The 18,864-nt window shown below is 71.6% G+C and carries 15 protein-coding genes; 7 read left to right on the plus strand and 8 right to left on the minus strand.

What is annotated here, in order from left to right; genetic code table 11:
- Window positions 1-19: 19 nt before the first annotated feature.
- The 6 genes from TsocGM_RS15265 to TsocGM_RS15290 all read right to left on the minus strand — a co-directional run bounded on the left by TsocGM_RS15265 (window position 20) and on the right by TsocGM_RS15290 (window position 8,032).
- Window positions 20-3,334, minus strand: coding sequence for a sugar-binding domain-containing protein (locus TsocGM_RS15265; RefSeq protein WP_158633579.1), 3,315 nt, complete (start codon window positions 3,332-3,334; stop codon window positions 20-22).
- 326 nt (window positions 3,335-3,660) lie between these two features.
- Entirely contained in the window at window positions 3,661-4,320 is a 660-nt protein-coding gene (locus TsocGM_RS15270) for a 3-keto-disaccharide hydrolase (protein ID WP_126726331.1), read from the minus strand.
- Window positions 4,321-4,424: 104 nt separating this feature from the next.
- Window positions 4,425-5,447, minus strand: a complete 1,023-nt coding sequence (locus TsocGM_RS15275; protein ID WP_126726332.1) for a DMT family transporter — start codon at window positions 5,445-5,447, stop codon at window positions 4,425-4,427.
- A 140-nt stretch (window positions 5,448-5,587) separates the two neighbouring features.
- Entirely contained in the window at window positions 5,588-5,908 is a 321-nt protein-coding gene (locus TsocGM_RS15280; RefSeq protein ID WP_126726333.1) for a DMT family transporter, read from the minus strand.
- Between the two features lie 67 nt (window positions 5,909-5,975).
- Window positions 5,976-7,301: a putative sugar nucleotidyl transferase gene (locus TsocGM_RS15285; RefSeq protein ID WP_126726334.1), complete on the minus strand. Its 1,326-nt coding sequence runs from the start codon at window positions 7,299-7,301 to the stop codon at window positions 5,976-5,978.
- A 242-nt stretch (window positions 7,302-7,543) separates the two neighbouring features.
- Window positions 7,544-8,032, minus strand: a complete 489-nt coding sequence (locus TsocGM_RS15290) for a metallophosphoesterase family protein (RefSeq protein WP_126726335.1) — start codon at window positions 8,030-8,032, stop codon at window positions 7,544-7,546.
- A gap of 326 nt (window positions 8,033-8,358) precedes the next feature.
- Between TsocGM_RS15290 and TsocGM_RS15295 the strand changes: the two genes are divergently transcribed.
- On the plus strand, window positions 8,359-8,586 hold the full coding sequence (locus TsocGM_RS15295) for a hypothetical protein (RefSeq protein ID WP_126726336.1): 228 nt from the start codon (window positions 8,359-8,361) through the stop codon (window positions 8,584-8,586).
- 94 nt (window positions 8,587-8,680) lie between these two features.
- On the opposite strand, the gene TsocGM_RS27130 is transcribed toward TsocGM_RS15295, so the two are convergent.
- Both TsocGM_RS27130 and TsocGM_RS15305 read right to left on the minus strand, forming a co-directional pair.
- Window positions 8,681-9,454 carry an L-lactate permease gene (locus TsocGM_RS27130; protein WP_233578929.1) on the minus strand — a complete coding sequence of 258 codons (774 nt, stop codon included), beginning with the start codon at window positions 9,452-9,454 and terminating at the stop codon, window positions 8,681-8,683.
- On the minus strand, window positions 9,337-10,497 hold the full coding sequence (locus tag TsocGM_RS15305; RefSeq protein WP_233578920.1) for an L-lactate permease: 1,161 nt from the start codon (window positions 10,495-10,497) through the stop codon (window positions 9,337-9,339). Before TsocGM_RS15305 ends, TsocGM_RS27130 begins: the two co-directional genes overlap by 118 nt.
- 216 nt (window positions 10,498-10,713) lie before the next feature.
- On the opposite strand from TsocGM_RS15305, the gene TsocGM_RS15310 reads away from it, so the two are divergent.
- The 6 genes from TsocGM_RS15310 to TsocGM_RS26540 all read left to right on the plus strand — a co-directional run bounded on the left by TsocGM_RS15310 (window position 10,714) and on the right by TsocGM_RS26540 (window position 18,680).
- Window positions 10,714-11,094: an HPF/RaiA family ribosome-associated protein gene (locus TsocGM_RS15310; protein WP_126726338.1), complete on the plus strand. Its 381-nt coding sequence runs from the start codon at window positions 10,714-10,716 to the stop codon at window positions 11,092-11,094.
- A gap of 129 nt (window positions 11,095-11,223) precedes the next feature.
- Window positions 11,224-11,694 carry a PTS sugar transporter subunit IIA gene (locus tag TsocGM_RS15315; RefSeq protein WP_126726339.1) on the plus strand — a complete coding sequence of 157 codons (471 nt, stop codon included), beginning with the start codon at window positions 11,224-11,226 and terminating at the stop codon, window positions 11,692-11,694.
- Window positions 11,695-11,768: 74 nt separating this feature from the next.
- Complete coding sequence (locus TsocGM_RS15320) at window positions 11,769-12,188, plus strand: HPr family phosphocarrier protein (RefSeq protein ID WP_233578922.1); 420 nt, start codon at window positions 11,769-11,771, stop codon at window positions 12,186-12,188.
- A complete protein-coding gene (gene ptsP / locus TsocGM_RS15325; RefSeq protein WP_199756800.1) occupies window positions 12,185-14,086 on the plus strand; it encodes a phosphoenolpyruvate--protein phosphotransferase in 1,902 nt (633 codons plus the stop codon). Before TsocGM_RS15320 ends, ptsP begins: the two co-directional genes overlap by 4 nt.
- Window positions 14,087-14,271: 185 nt before the next feature.
- The gene (locus TsocGM_RS15330) at window positions 14,272-14,916 is read left to right on the plus strand and encodes a TIGR03936 family radical SAM-associated protein (protein ID WP_126726340.1); all 645 of its coding nucleotides are present in this window, start codon (window positions 14,272-14,274) and stop codon (window positions 14,914-14,916) included.
- A 335-nt stretch (window positions 14,917-15,251) separates the two neighbouring features.
- Window positions 15,252-18,680 (plus strand): Rne/Rng family ribonuclease, encoded by a 3,429-nt coding sequence (locus TsocGM_RS26540; RefSeq protein WP_199756801.1) that lies wholly within the window; start codon window positions 15,252-15,254, stop codon window positions 18,678-18,680.
- Window positions 18,681-18,864 lie beyond the last annotated feature (184 nt).

The raw sequence follows: 18,864 nt of genomic DNA on the forward strand, positions 1-18,864 counted from the left end.
GCCTGATCGCCAGAGGCCCCTACTCGGAGCGGAGCAGGGAGAGGCCAAGGTCGATGCCCTGCCCCCCGCCGGTCTGCCGGCATCGGACGGCGATGACGTTCCGGCCGGCTCGGAAGGCGGAGCGCTGCTCGGGGGAGAGCAGCAGGTCGCGATAGGAGGTGACGTACCCGTCGACCGAGACGATGGGGCGGCCGTTGACGATAACCTGGGCCCCCTCGTCGTGGAAGAGGCGGAGGGTCAGCTGATCGTCGGGCGAGAGCCCGGGCAGGTCGACCTCGGTGCGCAGCCAGATGGTCGGGGTGTCCCATCGGGTGTGCACGGCGATGCCCGGGGTGCCCTCGGTGCCGAAGCCGGAGCGGCCGGAGGCCCAGGAAGAGGCATCGAAGTCGGGGGAGGCCCAGCCCTCACCGGGGTCGCTGGTGGTGTAGGACCACGAGGCCCCGGCTCCCGATTCGCCGGTCGGCAGCACGGCCTGGCGGCGGGATGCCGCCGAGTCGACCGCGACCGGCACCGAGGGATCGACCCCAAGGTCCTCGGGCAAGGGCTCGGCGGTGACGAGTTCGAGGGTCGGGTCGATGGGGTAGCGGCCGGTCGAGTCTCCGAAGATCGCCAGGCCGCCAACGTGCTCGGCGTCCTCGGGGACCTCGAAGCGGAGGACCAGCGGCTCGCCGGCGGCGATGGCGAGGCGGGCGGCCTCGGGCAGTTCACCGCCGAATTCCAGCAGGGCGCCGTGGCTGCCGTGCTCGACGCCGGCCAGGTGGGAGAGCACTCCCCGGGAGTCGGCCGGGTCGTCCTCGAGCGGCTCAGCGGGCAGGGGCTCGCCGTTGATCGAGACAACCAGGGTGCTGGGGAAGGGGCGAGCGTCGGTCTGCGGATAGTCCTGCGCGTTGACGCGATCGGGCCAGTCGACCCGCTCTCGACCGGCCTTCGCCGAGGCCTCGACGAGCAGGTTGAACGACTCGGGCTTCGCCTGAGCGACTGCCTGGGGAACGGCGATGCGGTACTCGAAGTACCCGTGGCCTCGGCCGTAGACCTTCCCCTCGGGAGCGTTGGCGGGGTCGGACCATTGGCTTCGGGCGTAGTCCTCCGGGTCGAACCGCAGCGTGACCTCACGCTCCAGGGCCGCCTTCCGGGAAACCCGGGGCGCCCCGTCCTCGGAACGGACGACCAGATTGACGTAGTTGGCCGCGAACCGGCGATTCTGGGGATCCCGAAGGGTCAGGATCAGGGCGCCGACGAAGGGGTAATCGGGCAAAGTCACCCGGATCGGCTCCTGCCAGGTCACGCCGTAAGGCTCCCAGCGCGCGGGGAAGGACTCGGGCGCCACCACCATCCGCTCGTTGCCCCGATCATCGGCCCCCTGAACCCACCAGCGCAGGGCGGGCTCGAAGTCCAGATCGGAGTAATGGCTGATGAAGACCGGCACCTCGACCGTCTCCCCCGGCCGTCCGACGATCGCCGGAGGGGCGTCGAAACCGACGAAGTCGGCCTGGTTCAGCTCGTTGACCCACATGTCGGGCAGGAAGGCGTCGTAGCCGAAGACCTTGGGGGTGCGGTCGTAGTTGAGGAAGCCGTTGTGCTCCCATTCGATGTCGGTCAGCTCGGTGTAGATATACCCCTGGATCGTGTTGTGCTTGCGCAGTTGTGTGGTCAGATAGCGGAAGCCCCAGGAAATGTCCCGGTCGCCGCCGCCGGCCGAGACGTTGCCGTATTCGGAATTCATCAGGGGCTCGGTTCCCTGCACTTGGCCGGGGACGTAGTTGAACGGGCTTCCGGGCTTGGTCTGGGAGACGACCTCCTCGATGTGGGCCCGGGCGCGGTCGTCGTCGTCGATGTAGAAGTGCCAGGAGTTGATGTCGGTCCCCTCGACGTGGTCGCGCTTGTCGGGCGAGTTGTCCTCGACGAGTCGGGTCGGATCGAGCGCCCGGATGGCGGCGACCATCGCCTTGACCCACTGATGCGTTTCGGTCGCCTGTTTGTAGGACTGCCAGGGGAAGGGGGCGAGGCCCCAGGTCTCGTTGAAGGCGACCCAGGACCAGATGCTCGGGTGGTTGCGGTCGCGAGGGACGGCCTCCCGCATCGTGCGCTCCCAGGAGTCTCGGGCGGTCTGGTCCTGCTCCCAGGTGTTGGGGAGGTCCTGCATGATGAGCAGGCCGTACTTGTCGGCCCAATAGAGCTTCCTCGGCTCCTCGGTCTTGATATGGATGCGCAGGCAGTTGAGCCCGTGAACGCGGGCCGAGGCGACGTCTCGCCGCAGGAACTCGTCGCTGGGGGCGGTGTAGAGTCCGTCGGGGTTGTACGACTGGTCGAGCGCCCCCCGGATGTAGACGGGTTTGCCGTTGAGCAGGAAGCGTTCGAACGGCTCGTCGCCGAAGGTCCCCCGAGCGATCGTCCGCAGGCCGAAATAGGTGCGCACCGAGTCGATGACGTTGCCGGCGGGGTCCTTCAACTCGATCGCCAGGTCATACAGGTGCGGCGACTCGGGGGACCACGGCTTCGCCTGGCTCACGACGGCCTCGATCCGGGCCGAGGCCAGCTCCCCCTCGGACGACCGGGAGGGTGCGGCCACTCGGGCCGAGGCCGCCTCGACGGTCGGATCGTCGGGCTTCAGGGAGACGGTCCATTCCCCCTCGGGCCGGGGGCCGCCGACGGTCACGTCGATCGCCACCCGAGCCGGGTCGAGCGACTCGGTACGGATGAAGAAGCCGGCGATGTACGACTCGGGCCGAGCTTCCAGCCAGACTGTCTGCCAGATGCCCGAGACGGTCGTGTACCAGTCGATCTGCTTGCCGGTCGGCAGGTTCCGGGCGGTGGGGTCGAAGGCTCGGACGACAAGGACGTTCTCGCCGTCGCCGTCGGCCAGCGCATCGGTCACGTCCGCCTCGAACGGCGTGTAGCCCCCCTCGTGCTCGGCGACCTTGGTACCGTTGACCCAAACGTCGGCCCGGTAGTCGACCGCCCCGAAGCGGAGCCAGACCCGACGCCCTTCGGGCCAGTCATCGGGCACGCGGAACGTTCGGCGATACCAACCGATCTCGGGCGAGTCGACCTCGCCGATCCCCGAGAGCCGGCTCTCCCAGGCGAAGGGGACGATAATCTCCCGGTCGAACCCCTCGGCCTCCGGCTCGAACCACCTCGAGTCGAGCCCGGCATCGTCGGGGTCAAAGCGGAACTCCCAGGAGCCGTTGAGGTTAGCCCAATCCGATCGGACGGCCTGCGGCTCGGGGTGCTCGGGGCGGGGGATGCTCTCGTCCTGGGAGGCGGCCGAGGCGGACGCCGCGGCCAGCGCGGCGACCGTCGCCGCGAGGAGGGCTCGGGTCGGGCTCGGGGTCATGGGCGGGAAGCTCCGGGGCGACTCAGTTCGGATCATCAATCGGTCGGCGGTTCAGAGGGGGCGATCGGTCCTCCGTCGGGTCCTCCGACAGGTCCGTCTCGGGGGCCTCAGGCAGGCAGGCCTGCGGTCGGTGGCCCCCAACCGCCCCTCCGGCGGACCACCGAACGCTCGAATCGGGCCGATCTCCGGCTCCGCCCGGCTCGAGCGGAGGACGGAACGATGCCCTGGGAGGGCCGGAGGCGGGTCGCTCCGGGGGTCGGACGCCTCCCGGGACCGGGTACGGCTTCCCCCGGCCCTCGACCCGTCCACCGTCCAGGGCTCTGGGCTCAATCGCTCGCGTCGGCCCCGGCCAGGGGACGGACGCTGACCTCCTTGAAAAACACGACGTCGCCGTCGCCGTGGTTCTGGAGGCCGAGGTAGCCCCGGGTCGGGCGAGGGCCTCGGATGGGCTCGTAGTCCTGACGGCGGGGGGGAATCGGGTCGGAGGTCGGATCGAAGCGGTTGACCTCCTCGCCGTTGACCGAGACTCGGATCTCCTCGCCGTCCAGGGTGATCTCCATCGTGTTCCACTGGCCGGCCTGCGCGGGGGTGGCCGTCGAGGCGGAGTAGGAGTAGATCGCCCCGGTGCGGTGCAGCGGGTCGGCCTGGTCGCAGATCTGGACCTCGAAGCCGTGGTGCACGGCGAACCACGGGTCGTCGGGCTTCTCGGCGATCCGGATGGAGACGCCGGAGTTGTCTCGGCCGTCCTCGGCCTTGTAGACAACCCGGATGACGCAGTCGCCGAAGGTCTCCGGCTCATACCAGAGCAGGCCCATGCCGCCGACGGTCTTGTAACCCTCGTCGACCTGCTCGAACGAGCCGGGGCCGACCTGGTTCCAGCCGTCGAGCGACTTGCCGTCGAAAATCACTCGGAACCCGTCCTCCTGGGCCGGGGCGAGTGGGGCGATCGCGAACAGCAGCAGGGGGACGATCGCAAGGCGGGGCATCGCGGCCTCCCGGGGGTCGGAGCGGGGCGGGGCGTCAGGTGTCTGGGGGCCGCTCGCACAACGGCCCTCGAAGACGCCCATTAGAACCCCCGGCCGGGGCGGGATCAATCGGGGCACGGCACCGGCTGGGGATACTCCGCTGTTGGTGAGGAGGCCCGGCTCCGAGCCCTCCTCGGTCGGATCGTCCAGAGGATGCCGCCGAGCGTCAGCGCCCCGCCGACCACCAGGAACGGCGTGATCGCCTCTCCCAGGAACAGGTACCCCCAGACCACCGTCAGGATCGGCGCCGCGTTGCCAAACGTGGCGACCTGGCTCGCCTCCAACCGGGTCATCGCCAGGTTCTGGAATCCCAGGGCGAAGACCGTCACCACCAGCGTCAGGTAGGCCAGACCCAGCCAGGCCGTCGCCGAGGCCCGGCCCATCGCCAGCAGGCCGAGCGGCGCGGTCGAGCCGTCCCAGTCCATCACCAGCAGCGAGATCGGCAGGTCGAGCAGCGCCCCGACCAGAAACGTCCCCGCCAGCACGGGGATCGCCCCGTGCCTGCGAATGAGCGGGCGGCTGACCGCCATGTACGCCCCCCAGGTCGTCACGGCGCCAACCAGCAGCAGGTCCCCGAGCAGCCCCTGGGACGCCTCGGCCCCCGCCCCGGACCGCAGGTTCCCCAGGCCGATCACAAGCACACCGAGCACGCTGGTCATCACGCCAAACACGCGGTCGAGCCGCATCCGCTCCTGCCCCATCGCACAGGAGATCAGAAGCACGAACAGAGGATTGGTCGCGTAGATCAGGCCGACGTGCGTCGTCGGCGCCAGCCGGGCGCCGGTCAGGAAGAACAGTTGGTTCAGCCCGACGCAGAAGACGGCCGAGGCGATCAGCCGCCCTCGATCCTCCCGGACCATCCGAGCCAGCGCCCCCGACCTCCGGGCGAACGGGAGGAGGCAGAGCCCCGCCACGCCGAAGCGGACGACCGGCACCAGGGGAAGCGGCAGTTCTCGCACCGCCAGCTTGGCCGACAGCGCCGTGGTCGAGCCGATGAGCACCATCAGGGCCAGGAAGACATACGCCGAGAGGTCGATGCGGCCCTCGCCTCGACTCGGACACCCGCCGCCGTCATCCTGCCCCGACATCGCCTGGACCTCGCCTCAATCGTGTCCCCTCCCGATCGGCCCTCCGCGGGCCGCGACAATCCCAATGGTAGGAGACTGGACAAGGCCGCCGGGTTCGATCCCTCCATGCCGATATCGGCGGAGGCCCGATCGCGGTCGGCTCACCCCGTCGAGGCGACCTTCAGCCCGATGATCGAGCCGATCAGCACCAGCAGGAACACGACCCGGGCGGGCGAGAGCGGATCCTTGAAGAACACGATCCCGATGGCCGCCGTGCCGAAGGCGCCGATGCCGGTCCAGACGGCGTAGGCCGTCCCCAGGGGGATCGTCTGAATGGCTCGGGTCAGCAGGGCGAAGCTGAGGATGCTCAGGGCCAGGAAGCCGGCCGAGGGGACCGGCTTCGAGAAGTTCTCGCTCAGCTTCAGGCACGTGGTGAAGCCGACCTCGGCGAGGCCGGCGCAAACAAGGAGGATCCAGGCCATGTCGGTCAAGGGACGGAAGGGACGGGACGGGTCTGGAAGGGAGGACGATCGTCGGGCCTGCCACCACTCAGCGGCAGGCGGCCGAGGAAGAGCCGGGCCAGGCGTCTCCTCGGCGATCCAGGGAACGCTGGAAGGCCCGTTCCCGCTCCAGGCGGGTCTGCTCGAACAGGGAGCGGTAGAGCTGCTCCTCCGCCTCGGTGAACTCCAGGCCTCGGCGGCCCTTGACGATCCGGGCGGTCTCGAACATCTGCTCCAGGTCGAACCCGGGAGCGACCTTGCCCCAGAGGACCGCCGAGAAGCTCGGCACATGCTTCGGCAAGAGCCAGCCGGCCGGCAAGACGTTGCACATCACTCCGATGCTCGTGCCGGTGTTGAGCATGCTGCCCAGGCCGGTCCTCGTGTGGTCGCCGATGAAGCAGCCGACCTTGGCCTGGCCGGTCGGGATTGGGTCCCCTTGCAGGGGGACGAGGACCTCGCCGTAGTCGTTCCTCAGATCGCTGTTGGAGGTGATGGCGCCGAGGTTGACCCACTCGCCGACGAAGGCGTGGCCGAGGAACCCCTCGTGGTACTTGTTCGAATACCCCTGAACGACCGACGCCTCGACCTCACCGCCGATCCGGCAGACCGGGCCGATGCTCACCGCCCCTCGGATATTCGCTCGGAACAGGTGCGTGCCCCGGCCGATGACGCTCGGCCCCTCGATCCGGGTGAAGGGCTGCACCCAGACGTCTGGCTCGACGATGATCGGGCCGTTGGTGGTGTCGAAGACCGTGTACGGGTCGATCCGAGCCGACTCGTGAATCCGGAGCAGGTTCGAGGGGCCGACCAGGGCCATCGCCTGGAGGTGTCGGTTGGTCACGCCCTCGCCGCCAAGGGCCTCGAAGTCCTCTCGAACGGCCTGTTCGTTGAGCGAGACGAGATCCCAGGGGCGGTCGATCCATCGGCCGCCGACCTCCTCGCCGCCGACCTTGGCCAGCAGATCGTCGAACCAGTCGTCAATCCGGTTCGGCTCCAGTGCCACGGCGCGCTCCGGACCGACGACGGCGCAGGCGGGCCGGCCCTCGCAGAGCCCCAGCCAGGGAGCGTTCAGACCGGCCCCGGGGCCGTCGAACCCGGCCGGCGGCACCCATCGGGCGTTGGCGACGATTGCCGGCCCCTGGGCCAGCCACTCGGGGCTGTTGAGCGTCGTGTGCGGCTCGCGCTCCCGGGCGATCCCCAGCAGATGCGGGCGGATCACCGCCGCCCTCCTCGCCGGCCCCGGGCCGACCCGCCAGGCCCGGGCGATGCGATCGCCGAGCGTCCCCGCCCCCAGGCGAAGGGAGTGGGCCGGTCGCGTCAGGGTCAGGGGCTCCAGGCCGGCGACGGCCAGGTCTTCGACGAGGCAAAGGCGCATCGGTCGCTCCTTCCGGTTGCCGGATCTCGTCTCAGTTCGCGCCCGACGGCGGCCGGAACCGGCCCTAGGACGGATCGCCGGCCATCCTCCCCCGGCGGCCCGACGGCCTCCCGGCCCGTCGGGCGTCCCGCTTCGACCTCCAGGGCCCGCCGGCCCGGCCGGGGATTATAGCGGCGATCCGGGACCCGGCCAGCCCGAGTTCCCCGGGGACATGCCTCGGACGATCGGCATGTCGGGCCCGGTCATCGAACCGGATGGAACTGTACGACATCCGAGTCGAGGTCGAGCAGTGCGACCGTCCAGATCCGGGCCCGATGCAGGGCGCCGGGGTTGATCACCCGGGTCGGCCCGTCCCGCTCGTCGAGCCGCTGGTGGGTGTGACCGAAAAGAAGGTAGTCCGGGGCGGTCCGGACCAGGCGGCGGAACTCCCCCGACAGGTGCCCGTGAGTGACCGCCAACCGCCGGCCCCCCAGCTCGAACTCGGCCGACCAGCCGAGCAGAAGGTCGCCGGTCGCCGCGATCGCCCGCTCGACCGCTTCGAGATCGAAGTCGTTATTTCCCAGCACGTAGCGGCAAGGCAACCCCGAGGCCGCGACCACATGGACGACCTCCGGGCCGGTCAGGTCGCCGCAATGGACCAGCGACTCGGCCCCCTCCGCCGCCAGCAGCGCGACGGCGGCGGCGGTCCGGTCGATCTGGTCGTGCGAGTCGGACAGGATCCCGATGCGCATGCGAGCATTCTCCTCGTCCGGCGCTTGGCGCCCGCCTCTTGGGACGTAGAATCATGTGGGGAATTCCGGCACGACGATCCCATCGCCATCCTCTCCCGCACGCCAGTTCGCTCGCGGAGATGGGAGCTGTCCCGGCGGAGTTCCGACGCCTGCCCCTTGTCGGGGAGGCGAGCGGCCGGTCGATCGGAAACGGCCGGCCGCGGGCATCCCGGCCATTCAGGCGAGCGCGACGGGAACGGTGGACCGCCTCCCCGGACGGCAGACGTTCCCGCTGTGCGCCCCGCCGGGATCCCTGGTTCTACCCGCGCCGCGCGGGGAGGTGTCCCTTGTTCACGACCGACCACGACCGCCACGCTGTCCGACGCAACGACCCGGCCCATCACCTTGCCTCGACTCGCCTCCCGGATCACCCGGTCGAGGCCCCCGACCGGGGCGAATTCCTCGCTGAGCCGCCGGAAGACGCCGTCTCCCGGTCCGCTGAGGCCCCCGACGCGGGCGATTCCCGAGCCGGACTCCTCGATCAGGAGTACACCCACGGCCGCAGCATGAGCTGACCGGCTCGCCCTCATCCCTCCGTCCGATCGATCCCCCCCGGGCCGGTGAGGGCCGCCTCGTGACGGCCTCCGGCCCGGAGGGCCGACCCCGAACTCACCGCGTCGTCTCGACGGCCGCCGGCGCCTCCACCGGCCGGGAGGGGACCGCGCCGGGCAGAACGTGGGCGTAGAGCCAGACAATCCCCCCGACGATCATCGCCAGGGCCAGGCTGTGCACCAGCACCGCCCGGAGGATCGCACCCTCTCGGCCGTGCTCGCCGGTGGCGGCCGCGGCGACGACGATCGACTGCGCGTCGACCATCTTCCCCATCACGCCTCCGGTCGAGTTGGCCGAGGCCATCAGGACCGGGTCCAGCCCCAGCTTCTCGGCCGTAATCCGCTGCAGGTTGCCGAACAGGACGTTGCTCGCCGTGTCGGAGCCCGTCAGCGCCACGCCCAGCCAGCCGAGCAGGGTCCCGAAAATCGGGTAAAGCGTCGCTCCGGTCCTGGTGAACGCCAGGCCGAGCACGGCGTCCATTCCCGAGAACTTCGTGACGAACCCCAGCGCCAGCATGCAAAGGATCGCCACCGCCGCCCATCGCAGCCGGTAGACGGTCTTGCCGAAGAGTCGGGCCAGGTCCACTGGGCGGAGCCCCAGGATCAGGCCGCTGAGGACGGCCGCGATCATGATCCCGGTGCCGGTCGACGCCACAGGGGCCACGTCCAAGGTCACCGACTCGAAATCGGCCGCGATCGGCTCGGAACGGCCCGTCACCGCTTCCCCCTTGACCACCCGGGAGACGAAGGCCGCTCCCTTCCCCTCGGCCTCCTCCAGCACCCCGGCCGGCCAGCCCCGCTCCGGGGCCGCCTCCTCCAGCGGAGCGAACAGGAGGGGCATCGGCGGCTTCTCCACGACGTGGACGCCTCCAGCCTCCCCTTGATCGCCGGAACCCCCCAGAGGATCACCATGACCGTCAGCAGCAGGAACGGCATCCACGCCCGGAAGACCCGGCCCGGGGTCAGCGGGCCGACCGCCTCGAACGGCGAGGAGGCCGGGTCGGGCCCCTCGGGGCTCCCGGCCTGCTCCTCGGGAAAACGCCACTCCCGCCGAGGCTTCCAGAACCGCAGCAGGACCACCCCCGCCACCAGGCTGGCGATCGAGGAGATGATGTCCACCAGCTCGTAGCCGACGAGGTTCGACCAGGCGAACTGCGCCGCCGCGAACGCCCCCCCTATCGTCAGCAACGCCGGCCAGACCTCTAGCGTCAGGCGCCAGGGGACCATCATCCGGACCAGCCAGCAGGGCACGACCAGCGACAGGAACGGCAGGATCCGCCCCGCGGTGGCGCTGAGCAGCTCGGGATCCAGGCTCGTCACCTCTCCCAGGGCCCGGATCGGAGTGCCGATCGCCCCCCAGGCGACCGGGGCCGTATTGGCCACCAGGCAAAGGATGGCCGCCTGCAACGGCCGGAACCCCAGGCCGACGAGGAAGGCCGCCGAGATCGCCACCGGAGCCCCGAAGCCGGCGGCCCCCTCGATGAACGCGCCGAACGAGAAGGCCACGAGAATGGCCTGGATGCGCCGGTCCCCCGAAAGCCCCGCGATGGAGGCCTTCATCACGTCGAACTGGCCGGTGTCGACCGCGATCGTGTAGAGGAAGACGGCCGCGGTAATCAGCCAGACGATCCGGAAGAGGGCGAAGACCATGCCGACGCCCGCCCCGGCAATCGCCATTTCGGCGGGCATACCGAAGACCCCCACCGCCGTCAGCACGGCCGCGGCCAGCCCGGCCAGCGCCGCCTGCCAGGCCGACGCCCTCCCCGAGCCCAGCAGCCCCAGCAGCACCAGCACCGGGACGCCGGCCGCCAGCGTCGACAGCGGCCAGGAGCCCATCGGGTCGTAGTCCTGCGTCCAGACCTCTCCCATCGTCATCGGCCCCCCGAACGGTCGTCGAGCGGATCGGGGCCCCGGCCCCCGACCCGCGCAAGGTCAACCGGAGCATACGGGATCGGCCCGGGGGACGACACCCCCCGCCACGCGCCCCGCGGCGCCGCAGCACCCTTGACCCCGGCAGGCGCGGGCGGTTACTTTTGTAACGCGCCCGGATGGTCCACCAGTGTCGGGCATCGTGCGGCAAGGAGCAGTCGGGTGCAAATCGAACTATCGACCCGCCATGGTCTGACTCTCGACCCCTCTCAGCAGCGGTACGTGCAGGACAAGGCCGGAAAGCTGCTTAAATACTTCAACCGGCTGATGGCGATCGAGGTGATTATCGATCACCAGAAGAACGGTTGGTGGATGGAGATGGTGGCCTCGGCCGAGCACAAGCACGACTTCGTGGCCCGGGGAGATGCACCGGGCCTGGAGGCGGTGACCGATCAGGTCGTCCACATGATCGAGCAGCAGATCCGGCGGTACAAGGACCGGATCCAGGACCACCGCGACGAGATGCCCCACGGGGGCACATCCCCGACGCGGCCGGACCTGCCCGAGCCTCCCGCATCGACCGAGCCGCCCCGGGAGAGCTGACAGACCCAGCCCTCGTCCGGGAGCCGGCCGCCCCGGCCGGCGAGCAGACTGAGCTCCGGGGCACGTGCCGGGGCGCCGCGTCGCCAGGGCCATCGGGGGCCGGTGCCGCCTCGGCGGATGGAGGACCGCATGAAACTATCGGACTTCGTCGTGCGCGAGGCCGTCGCCGTCGACCTGCAAGCGACGACCAAGGAGGAGGCGATCCGGGAGATCGTCGCCGGGCTCCGCGAAGCTGGTCGGCTCGCCGAAGCCGACCTGGAGAGCGTCACCCGCGCCATCCTCAATCGCGAGGAACTCGGCTCCACGGGGATCGGCCAGGGGGTGGCCGTGCCCCATACCCGGCACCCGACCGTCGACCGGCTGATCGGGACCGTGGCGCTGTCGCGCAAGGGGGTCGAGTTCGCCGCCCTGGACGGCGAGCCGGTCGACATTCTCTTCCTGCTGGTTTCCCCCCCCAACCAGCCAGGCGACCACCTCCGGGCGCTGGAGAACATCTCCCGGCACCTCAAGGACGAGCAGTTCGTCCGCTTCCTCCGCCAGGCCCGGACGCGGGAGCAGGTGCTCGACGTGCTCGACGAGGCCGACCAGGCCAGCCCCTGAGGCCGGGCCTTCGGGCCGGCGGGGCCGCCCTGCCGGGCCCGCCGGTGGGGCGGCACGGAGGGAGGGTCGCCGCGATGCCCCGTGAGCTTCCAGACCCCAGGCAGCACGCCGCCCCCGACGGCGGCCGTCGCCAGACCGGATCGCCGATGACTCAGGACCCCCACCTCGCACGACGCCGGGTCGAGATCACCAACCCGTATGGGCTGCATCTCCGCCCGGCCGAGAAGTTCGTCGGGCTGGCCGGCCAGTTCCGCGCCGAGGTCCGCGTCCGTCACGAGGGTCGGGACTTCAACGGAAAGAGCATCCTCGACCTGATGGCCCTGGCCGCCGAGTGCGGCACCTGGCTGGAGCTGGAGGCCCTCGGCCCCGACGCGGATGCCGCCGTCGCCGCCCTGGCCGAGCTGGTTGCCGCCCGCTTCGGCGAACTCACCCCCCCCGGCCCCTGTCCGCCGGCCGAGGCCGACTCCGGGCAGGCCGGGAAGCTGCACCCATGAGGCCCGGCACGCGCCCCGCACCGGCCGACGTCGGGCCGACGACGGCCCCCGACCCGACGCCCATCGCCCCCGCGCCGCCCAGGGATCCCGACGTGTCCGCCCCCCCCGCCGCTCCCAGCCCGATGAAGATCCTCCGGGGGATCGCCGTCAGCCCCGGCGTCGCCATCGGGCCGGTGCTGGTGTTGGCCCCCCGAGGCCCTCGACTGACCCGGCGCGCCATCCCCGCCTCGGCCGTCGCCGCCGAGCGCCGCCGCCTCGACCGCGCCCTGGAGTCGGCCCGGATCGAGGCCGAGGCCGCCGAGGGGGACGCCCGCAGCCGGCTCGGCCCCCAGTACGCCGACATCCTCGCCGCCCACGTCCGGATGATCGCCGACCCCAGCCTCCGGCGCGAGGCCGCCGCCCGCATCGAGCGCGACCGCATCGCCGCCGAGCACGCCGTTTTCGACGTCCTCGACGGCTACGCCCGGCGGCTCGAACGCCTCGGCACCGCCCACCTCGCCGCCCGGGCGGCCGACGTCCGAGACATCCAGCGCCGGATCCTGGAGCAGTTGACCGGCCAGCCCCCGTCCCCGGCCCCGGCCAACGCGCCGGTCGAGCCCCTGTTGTTGCTGGCCGAGGACCTCACCCCCAGCGAGGCCGCCGCGCTGGACCCCGGCCGCGTGCTCGGCTTCGCCACCGAGTCGGGCGGCCGGACCAGCCACACCGCCATCATCGCCGCCGCGCTGGAGATTCCCGCGGTGGTCGGCCTCGGCCGCGTCCTGGATGAGGCCCGGGACTGCCGGTCGGCCATCATCGACGGCGACGAGGGCCTGGTCGTCCTCGACCCCGACGAGGCGACCCTCAGCCGATACCGCCGCCAGGCCGTCGAGCGCGCCACCCGGTTCGCCGAGCTCGCCAGCCTGGCCGACCTGCCCACCGAGACCGCCGACGGCCAGCGCGTCCACCTGCTGGGGAACATCGAGTTCCCCGCCGAGGTCGACGCCTGCCGGGAACGCGGAGCCGACGGCATCGGCCTCTTCCGCACCGAGTTCTTCTACCTCGGCACCGACGGCCCCCCCGGCGAGCTGCAACAGGCCGAGGCCTACGCCGCCGTCATCCGCGCCCTTGAAGGCCGCCCGGTCACCATCCGCACCCTGGATCTCGGCTCCGACAAGGCCGAGCCCGGCCGAGCCCAGCACGTCGAGCCCAACCCGGCGCTGGGCCTCCGCAGCCTGCGGCGGTCGCTGCGCGAGCCCAACACCTTCCGCACCCAGCTCCGCGCCATCCTCCGGGCCGCCGCCGAGACCGGCGGCGACGTCCGGGTGATGTTCCCCCTGGTCACCACCCTCGACGAGTTCCGACAGGCCAAGGCCACCCTGCGCGACGTGGCCGCCGAGCTCCAGGCCGAGGGGATCCCCGCCCGCGCCGACCTGCCCGTCGGCGCCATGATCGAGGTGCCCGCCGCGGCGATCATGAGCGACCTGTTGGCAAAGGAGGTGGACTTCTTCTCCATCGGGACCAACGACCTGACCCAGTACATCCTCGCGGCCGACCGGACCAACGAGACCGTCGCCGACCTCTACACCTCCGCCGACCCGGCCGTGATCCGCCTGATCGACATGGTCGCGCGCGCCGCCGGGGACGCCGGCATCGAGGTCACCGTCTGCGGGTCGATCGCCGGCGAGCCGCTCTACACGATGCTGCTGCTGGGCCTGGGGATCCACCGGCTGAGTACCCCTCCCCACCAGCTCCCCGAGGTCAAGCGCGTCATCCGGGCTGCCCGGTCGGAGGAGGCCCGGGCCCTGGCCCGAGAGGCCCTCCGCTGCGGCTCGGCCGCCGAGGTGCTCGACCTGCTCCAGCGGGCGCTCCGCCGCGCCCTGCCCGACGACCCGGCCCTGGCCGGAGACGACGGGGCCTGACCTGACCGAGGCCCCTCCCCGCCGCCGGCCCCCTCCCGGGAGACCGGCCGGCCCCTCGCCATCCCCCGCCGAGGCCCGGCTCGTGGCCGCCCTCGGATTCCCGGCCCGACTGATTGGCCGGCGCGACGCCTCCGACCAACCCCGCCCCCGGGCGCGACCCCGACCTCAACGGCCCTCCCGGCCCTATGGACGAACCCTCCCACCGGCTCCGCCTCCGATTCGCCAAGCAAGGCGACCTCCGGCTGGTCAGCCATCATGACCTGATGCGCTGCCTGGAGCGGGCGCTCCGCCGCGCCGGCCTGCCGGTCGCCCAGAGCCAGGGGTTCAACCCAAGGCCAAAGTACGCCTTCCCCTCGGCCCTGGCGCTGGGGATCGAGGGCCGCCGCGAGGTCCTGGAGCTGGAGCTCGCCGAGCCCCTGCCGCCGGCCGAGGTGCTTCGACGCCTCGCCGACGTCGTCCCGCCCGGCCTGGAGTTCCTGGAGGCCGAGCCCGCCCCCTCCCGGGCCGGCCGCGTCGAGGCCGTCGAGTTCCGCCTCCCCCTTCCCGAACCCCGCCGGGAGGCGGCCGCCCGCGCGGCCGCCGAACTGCTCGGCCGAGAGCACTGCCCAATCCTCCGCCGGAAGCCCGACCGCGACGTGGCTCTCGACCTGCGCCCCTTCCTGCTCGACGCGAGCGTCGACCCGGACGACGGCGCATTGCGGCTCCGCCTGAAAGTTGAACCCGGCGGCTCGGCCCGCCCCGAGGAGGTGCTCGACGTGCTCGGGCTTCGAGACCTGCTGGCCGAAGGGGCCGTGCTCGTCCGCACCGACGTGGCGCTGGCCGCCGATTGACCGATCGGCCAGCGCCGGACCCAAACCGCATCGACCCAATCCACCCGACCGACTCACCGATCGTCGTCAACGAACTCGTCGCCTTCACCCCCGGGGCCTGGGCCCCGCGCCGCGACCCAATCGAGGAGTCGCCGCGGCGTCCCGGCCGGAGCCAAGACCATCCGAGGCCCTCGCGACCACCGCCGCGGCACACCCCGCCGCACCGCGACCCGCCCGAGCCCCCCCCCGCCTCCGCCGCCGTCGGGCGGCGTCGAGGCCCGGGGAGGCCCCGTGTCGGGCCGGGCCCCGGTCGGGCCGGCCGGCCCCCCCACACCCGCCCGGAGACTGACCGAGGCATGAGCAAGAAAAAAGAGATGCTGATCAACGTGCTCCAGCCCGAGGAGTGCCGCATCGCCATCGTCGAGGACGGCGTCCTCGAGGAGCTCTACGTCGAGCGCACCAGCCTGGAGAACTACACCGGCAACATCTACAAGGGCAAAATCGTCAACATCGAGCCCGCCATCCAGGCCGCCTTCGTCGACTTCTCCGTCGGCCGCAACGGGTTCCTGCACGTCTCCGACGTCGAACCCCGCTACTACCGCGACCAGCTCGACGACGACGCCGTTCTCGGCGCCCGGGACCGCGGCCGCGACCCCCGCCGCGACTTCGACCTCGGCGACGACGAGGACGAGGGAACGGTCGAGCTCGAAGACGAGGGCGGGGAGCCCCGCCGCCCCCCTTCGCGCAGCCCCCGAGCCGATCGCGGCCGGGAGTCCGACGGCGATCGCCCTCGCCGCCGCAGCCGAGACCGAGACCGCGACCGCAGCCGGTCCCGGGACGAGCCCGCCCGCTCCGAAGCCGTCACCCCCGAACTCGACGAGCCGATCGGCGACCGTCGCCAGCCCCCGGAACGTCACCGGGATCGCGACTGGGACCGGGATCGTGATCGCGATCGCGATCGCTTCCTCGAGTCCGAGTTCGACGACCGCGACCTCGACGACGCCCTCCCCCGGGCCGACTCCGGAGACGAGGACGAGCCCGAGGCGGACGAACCCTCGCCCCCCCCGAGACCCCGGGGCCGCAGCCGGGGCCGGGACAAGATCCGCGAGCGTCGCTCCCGAGACCGAGATCGCGAGCGCCCCGACCTCTCCGAGAAGGGCCGTCGCGACCGCTCCGTCCCCCGCCGCTTCGGCGAAGGCCTCGCCGACGACCTCGACGCGCCCAACCCGCGACCGCTGCCCCCCGAGCCCGAGCCCGAGCCCGACGACCGCCCGGAGCCCGATCGGACCCGGGCCGAGCGGCCTTCGCCTCCTCCCCGAAGGTCGGGCGAAGGCCGGCGCGAGTTCGGCACCGGGCTCGACCTCGACGTCCCCTCCGACGACAACGCCCTCCCGCTCGGCCGCTCCCCAGCGCCCGAGCCGGACGACGTCCCCGAGTCGCAGCGGTACCGCTGGTCGGTCGAGCGGAAGCCCGAGCCGGAGGACTACGAGCACCTGCTTCCCCCCAGCCGGACCCAGCGCGACCGCGTCCCCTCCCGGCCCGAGCCTCGAGATGTCGAGGAGGAGCCCCGGAGCGATCGTCGCCAGGCCCTTGAACCCGAGGAGCCCGGCCGCCCGGCCGCCGGCCCCCGGAGCGGCCGCCCCCCTCGCCGTCGGGGACGGGGAGACTCCTGGGACGAGCTCGCCACCAACCTCGAGCCCGAAGCCGATCGCCCGTCCGCTGGCGAGGGACGCCCCTGGGGCGACCTCGACGCTCCAGCCCCCGAGGAGCCCCGTCCCCGAGGCGGCCGGGACGCCATTCGTTCCCGGGGTGATCGTGACCGCGACCGCGACCGCCCCCGACGGGAGCTTCGGCACGGCCCCTCCGACGAGCCCCCGGGCCCCGAGGCCGATGAGGCCGAGGCCCCCGAGCCGTCGCCGGCCCTGCCGCCCCGCCGCTTCGACCGAGCCGGTGAACCCGGCTACATTCCCCGCCGCGAGCGGGCTCGCCTCTTCGAGTCGGCCGGAGGGCCGGAGGAGGCTTCGGCCCCCCCGACGGAAGGGGATCTGTTCGGCGAGACCGAGGGAGAGGACGACGACTCCCGCCGCCGGGGCCGCCGCCGTCGCCGCCGTCGCGGCCGAGGCCGCGACCGCGACCTGGAACCCTCCTTCGCGGCCGGCCTCGACGAGTCCCCCGACGACGCCGCGGCCCGAGCCGACCTGGAGAAGCCCCCCGCTCGGCTCGGCGAGGATGCCCTCTCCAGTGACTTCGACTTCGTCGATCACGAGGAGGAGGACCGCGACGACGAGGAGGACGAGGAACGCGACGTCGACCTGGACGAGGAACGCGACACCGAGGAGATCGAGCCCGAGCTGCTCGAGGAGATCGCCCGGGAGATCGAGGAGATCCGCTCCCTGGAACGCGAGGTCGGCTTCCGAGGCAGTGCCGCCGCCGAGGCCCGGGCCCGTCGGGGAGACGTCCCCCCCGAAACCCGAGAAACCCGAGGCGGCCGCCGGGTCGCCGTCAAGCCCCCCATCCAGGACGTCTTCCGCCGCGGCGACGAGGTGCTTGTCCAGGTCATCAAGGAGTCGATCGGCACCAAGGGCCCGACCCTCTCCACCTATATCAGCATCCCCGGCCGCTACCTGGTGCTCATGCCAGGGCTGAACCGAGTGGGCGTCTCCCGAAAGATCGCCGACGAAGGCCAGCGCCGCAAGCTCCGGCAGATCATGCATGAGCTGAACCCGCCCAAGGGGCTCGGCTTCATCGTCCGCACCGCCGGTCTGGACCGCTCCAAGCGCGACCTGGCCCGCGACCTCGCCTACCTGCTCCGCCTCTGGAAGGTCATCCTCAAGCGCATCAAGAAGGCGAAGACCCCGGCTCCGATCTACCAGGAGTCGGACATGATCATCCGTACGATCCGGGATATCTTCAATTCCGAGATCGACACCATCTGGATCGACGAGCCCTCGGCCTTCGAGCGGGCCCGGGAGTTCCTCAACGTCGTCATGCCCCGCTTCGTCGACCGCCTGAAGCTCTACGAGGGGAAGGTCCCCCTCTTCCAGAAGTACGGCCTGGAGGAGGAGATCAACAAGATCCAGCGCCGGCAGGTCCACCTGCCCGAGGGGGGCTCAATCGTCATCGACCAGACCGAGGCGCTGGTGGCCATCGACGTCAACAGCGGCAACTTCCGGGTCGAGGACGACGCCGAGCGCACCGCCTACGAGATGAACCTCCGGGCCGCCAAGGAGATCGCCCGGCAGCTCCGCCTGCGCGACCTCGGCGGGGTGATCGTCAACGACTTCATCGACATGAGGGAGGAGAAGCACCGCCGGGGCGTCGAGCGCGCCCTCCGAGAGGCGGTCAAGCGCGACCGGGCCCGCACGAAGATCCTCCGCATGAGCCAGTTCGGCCTCGTCGAGATGACCCGACAGCGCATCCGGCCCAGCCTGAAGCGCTCCGTCTACCACGAGTGCGAGCATTGCGGCGGCGGCGGACTGGTCAAGACGGTCGAATCCATGGCCATCGACGCCATGCGGCTGATCGCCTTCGCGCTGAACAAGGACGGCATCCGTCACATCCGCGTCGAGGTCTGCGAGGAGGTCGCCACCTTCCTCAACAACCGCAAGCGCCAGGAGCTGGCCGCCCTGGAGTCGAACTCGTCGGTCACCGTCCACGTCTGCCCCAGCCCGGGAGCCGTTCGGGAGCATCTCGTCGTGCAGATCGTCGACGCCCACGGCAACGAGGTCCCGTTCCTCCCGGCGCCGAACCCGCCGGCCGGGCCTCCCCCGAGGCGTCGGCGCTGACGGCCGCCTCCCGGGAGCCAACCACACGAGCGAAGGGCCCCCCGGCGTTCTCGACGCCGGGAGGCCCGTTTCGTTTCGGCCTGTCGATCGATGCGGGTCGGCCGAGACGCGACAACTCGGGAGGCATCCTGGCCGGCTCGACGGTCGTCGTCGACAGGGAGCCGGGCCCGGGCGATTGGGGAGC

Origin of the sequence: Tautonia sociabilis (assembly GCF_003977685.1) — a bacterium.
Lineage (GTDB): Bacteria > Planctomycetota > Planctomycetia > Isosphaerales > Isosphaeraceae > Tautonia > Tautonia sociabilis.

Excerpts from the sequence above, each read along its gene's own strand:
- TsocGM_RS15265 (WP_158633579.1), bottom strand. The coding sequence starts at position 3,334 with ATGACCCCGAGCCCGACCCGAGCCCTCCTCGCGGCGACGGTCGCCGCG.
- TsocGM_RS15270 (WP_126726331.1), bottom strand. The coding sequence starts at position 4,320 with ATGCCCCGCCTTGCGATCGTCCCCCTGCTGCTGTTCGCGATCGCCCCA.
- TsocGM_RS15275 (WP_126726332.1), bottom strand. The coding sequence starts at position 5,447 with ATGTCGGGGCAGGATGACGGCGGCGGGTGTCCGAGTCGAGGCGAGGGC.
- TsocGM_RS15280 (WP_126726333.1), bottom strand. The coding sequence starts at position 5,908 with ATGGCCTGGATCCTCCTTGTTTGCGCCGGCCTCGCCGAGGTCGGCTTC.
- TsocGM_RS15285 (WP_126726334.1), bottom strand. The coding sequence starts at position 7,301 with ATGCGCCTTTGCCTCGTCGAAGACCTGGCCGTCGCCGGCCTGGAGCCC.
- TsocGM_RS15290 (WP_126726335.1), bottom strand. The coding sequence starts at position 8,032 with ATGCGCATCGGGATCCTGTCCGACTCGCACGACCAGATCGACCGGACC.
- TsocGM_RS15305 (WP_233578920.1), bottom strand. The coding sequence starts at position 10,497 with ATGACGATGGGAGAGGTCTGGACGCAGGACTACGACCCGATGGGCTCC.
- TsocGM_RS15315 (WP_126726339.1), top strand. The coding sequence starts at position 11,224 with ATGAAACTATCGGACTTCGTCGTGCGCGAGGCCGTCGCCGTCGACCTG.
- TsocGM_RS15320 (WP_233578922.1), top strand. The coding sequence starts at position 11,769 with ATGCCCCGTGAGCTTCCAGACCCCAGGCAGCACGCCGCCCCCGACGGC.
- ptsP (WP_199756800.1), top strand. The coding sequence starts at position 12,185 with ATGAGGCCCGGCACGCGCCCCGCACCGGCCGACGTCGGGCCGACGACG.
- TsocGM_RS15330 (WP_126726340.1), top strand. The coding sequence starts at position 14,272 with ATGGACGAACCCTCCCACCGGCTCCGCCTCCGATTCGCCAAGCAAGGC.
- TsocGM_RS26540 (WP_199756801.1), top strand. The coding sequence starts at position 15,252 with ATGAGCAAGAAAAAAGAGATGCTGATCAACGTGCTCCAGCCCGAGGAG.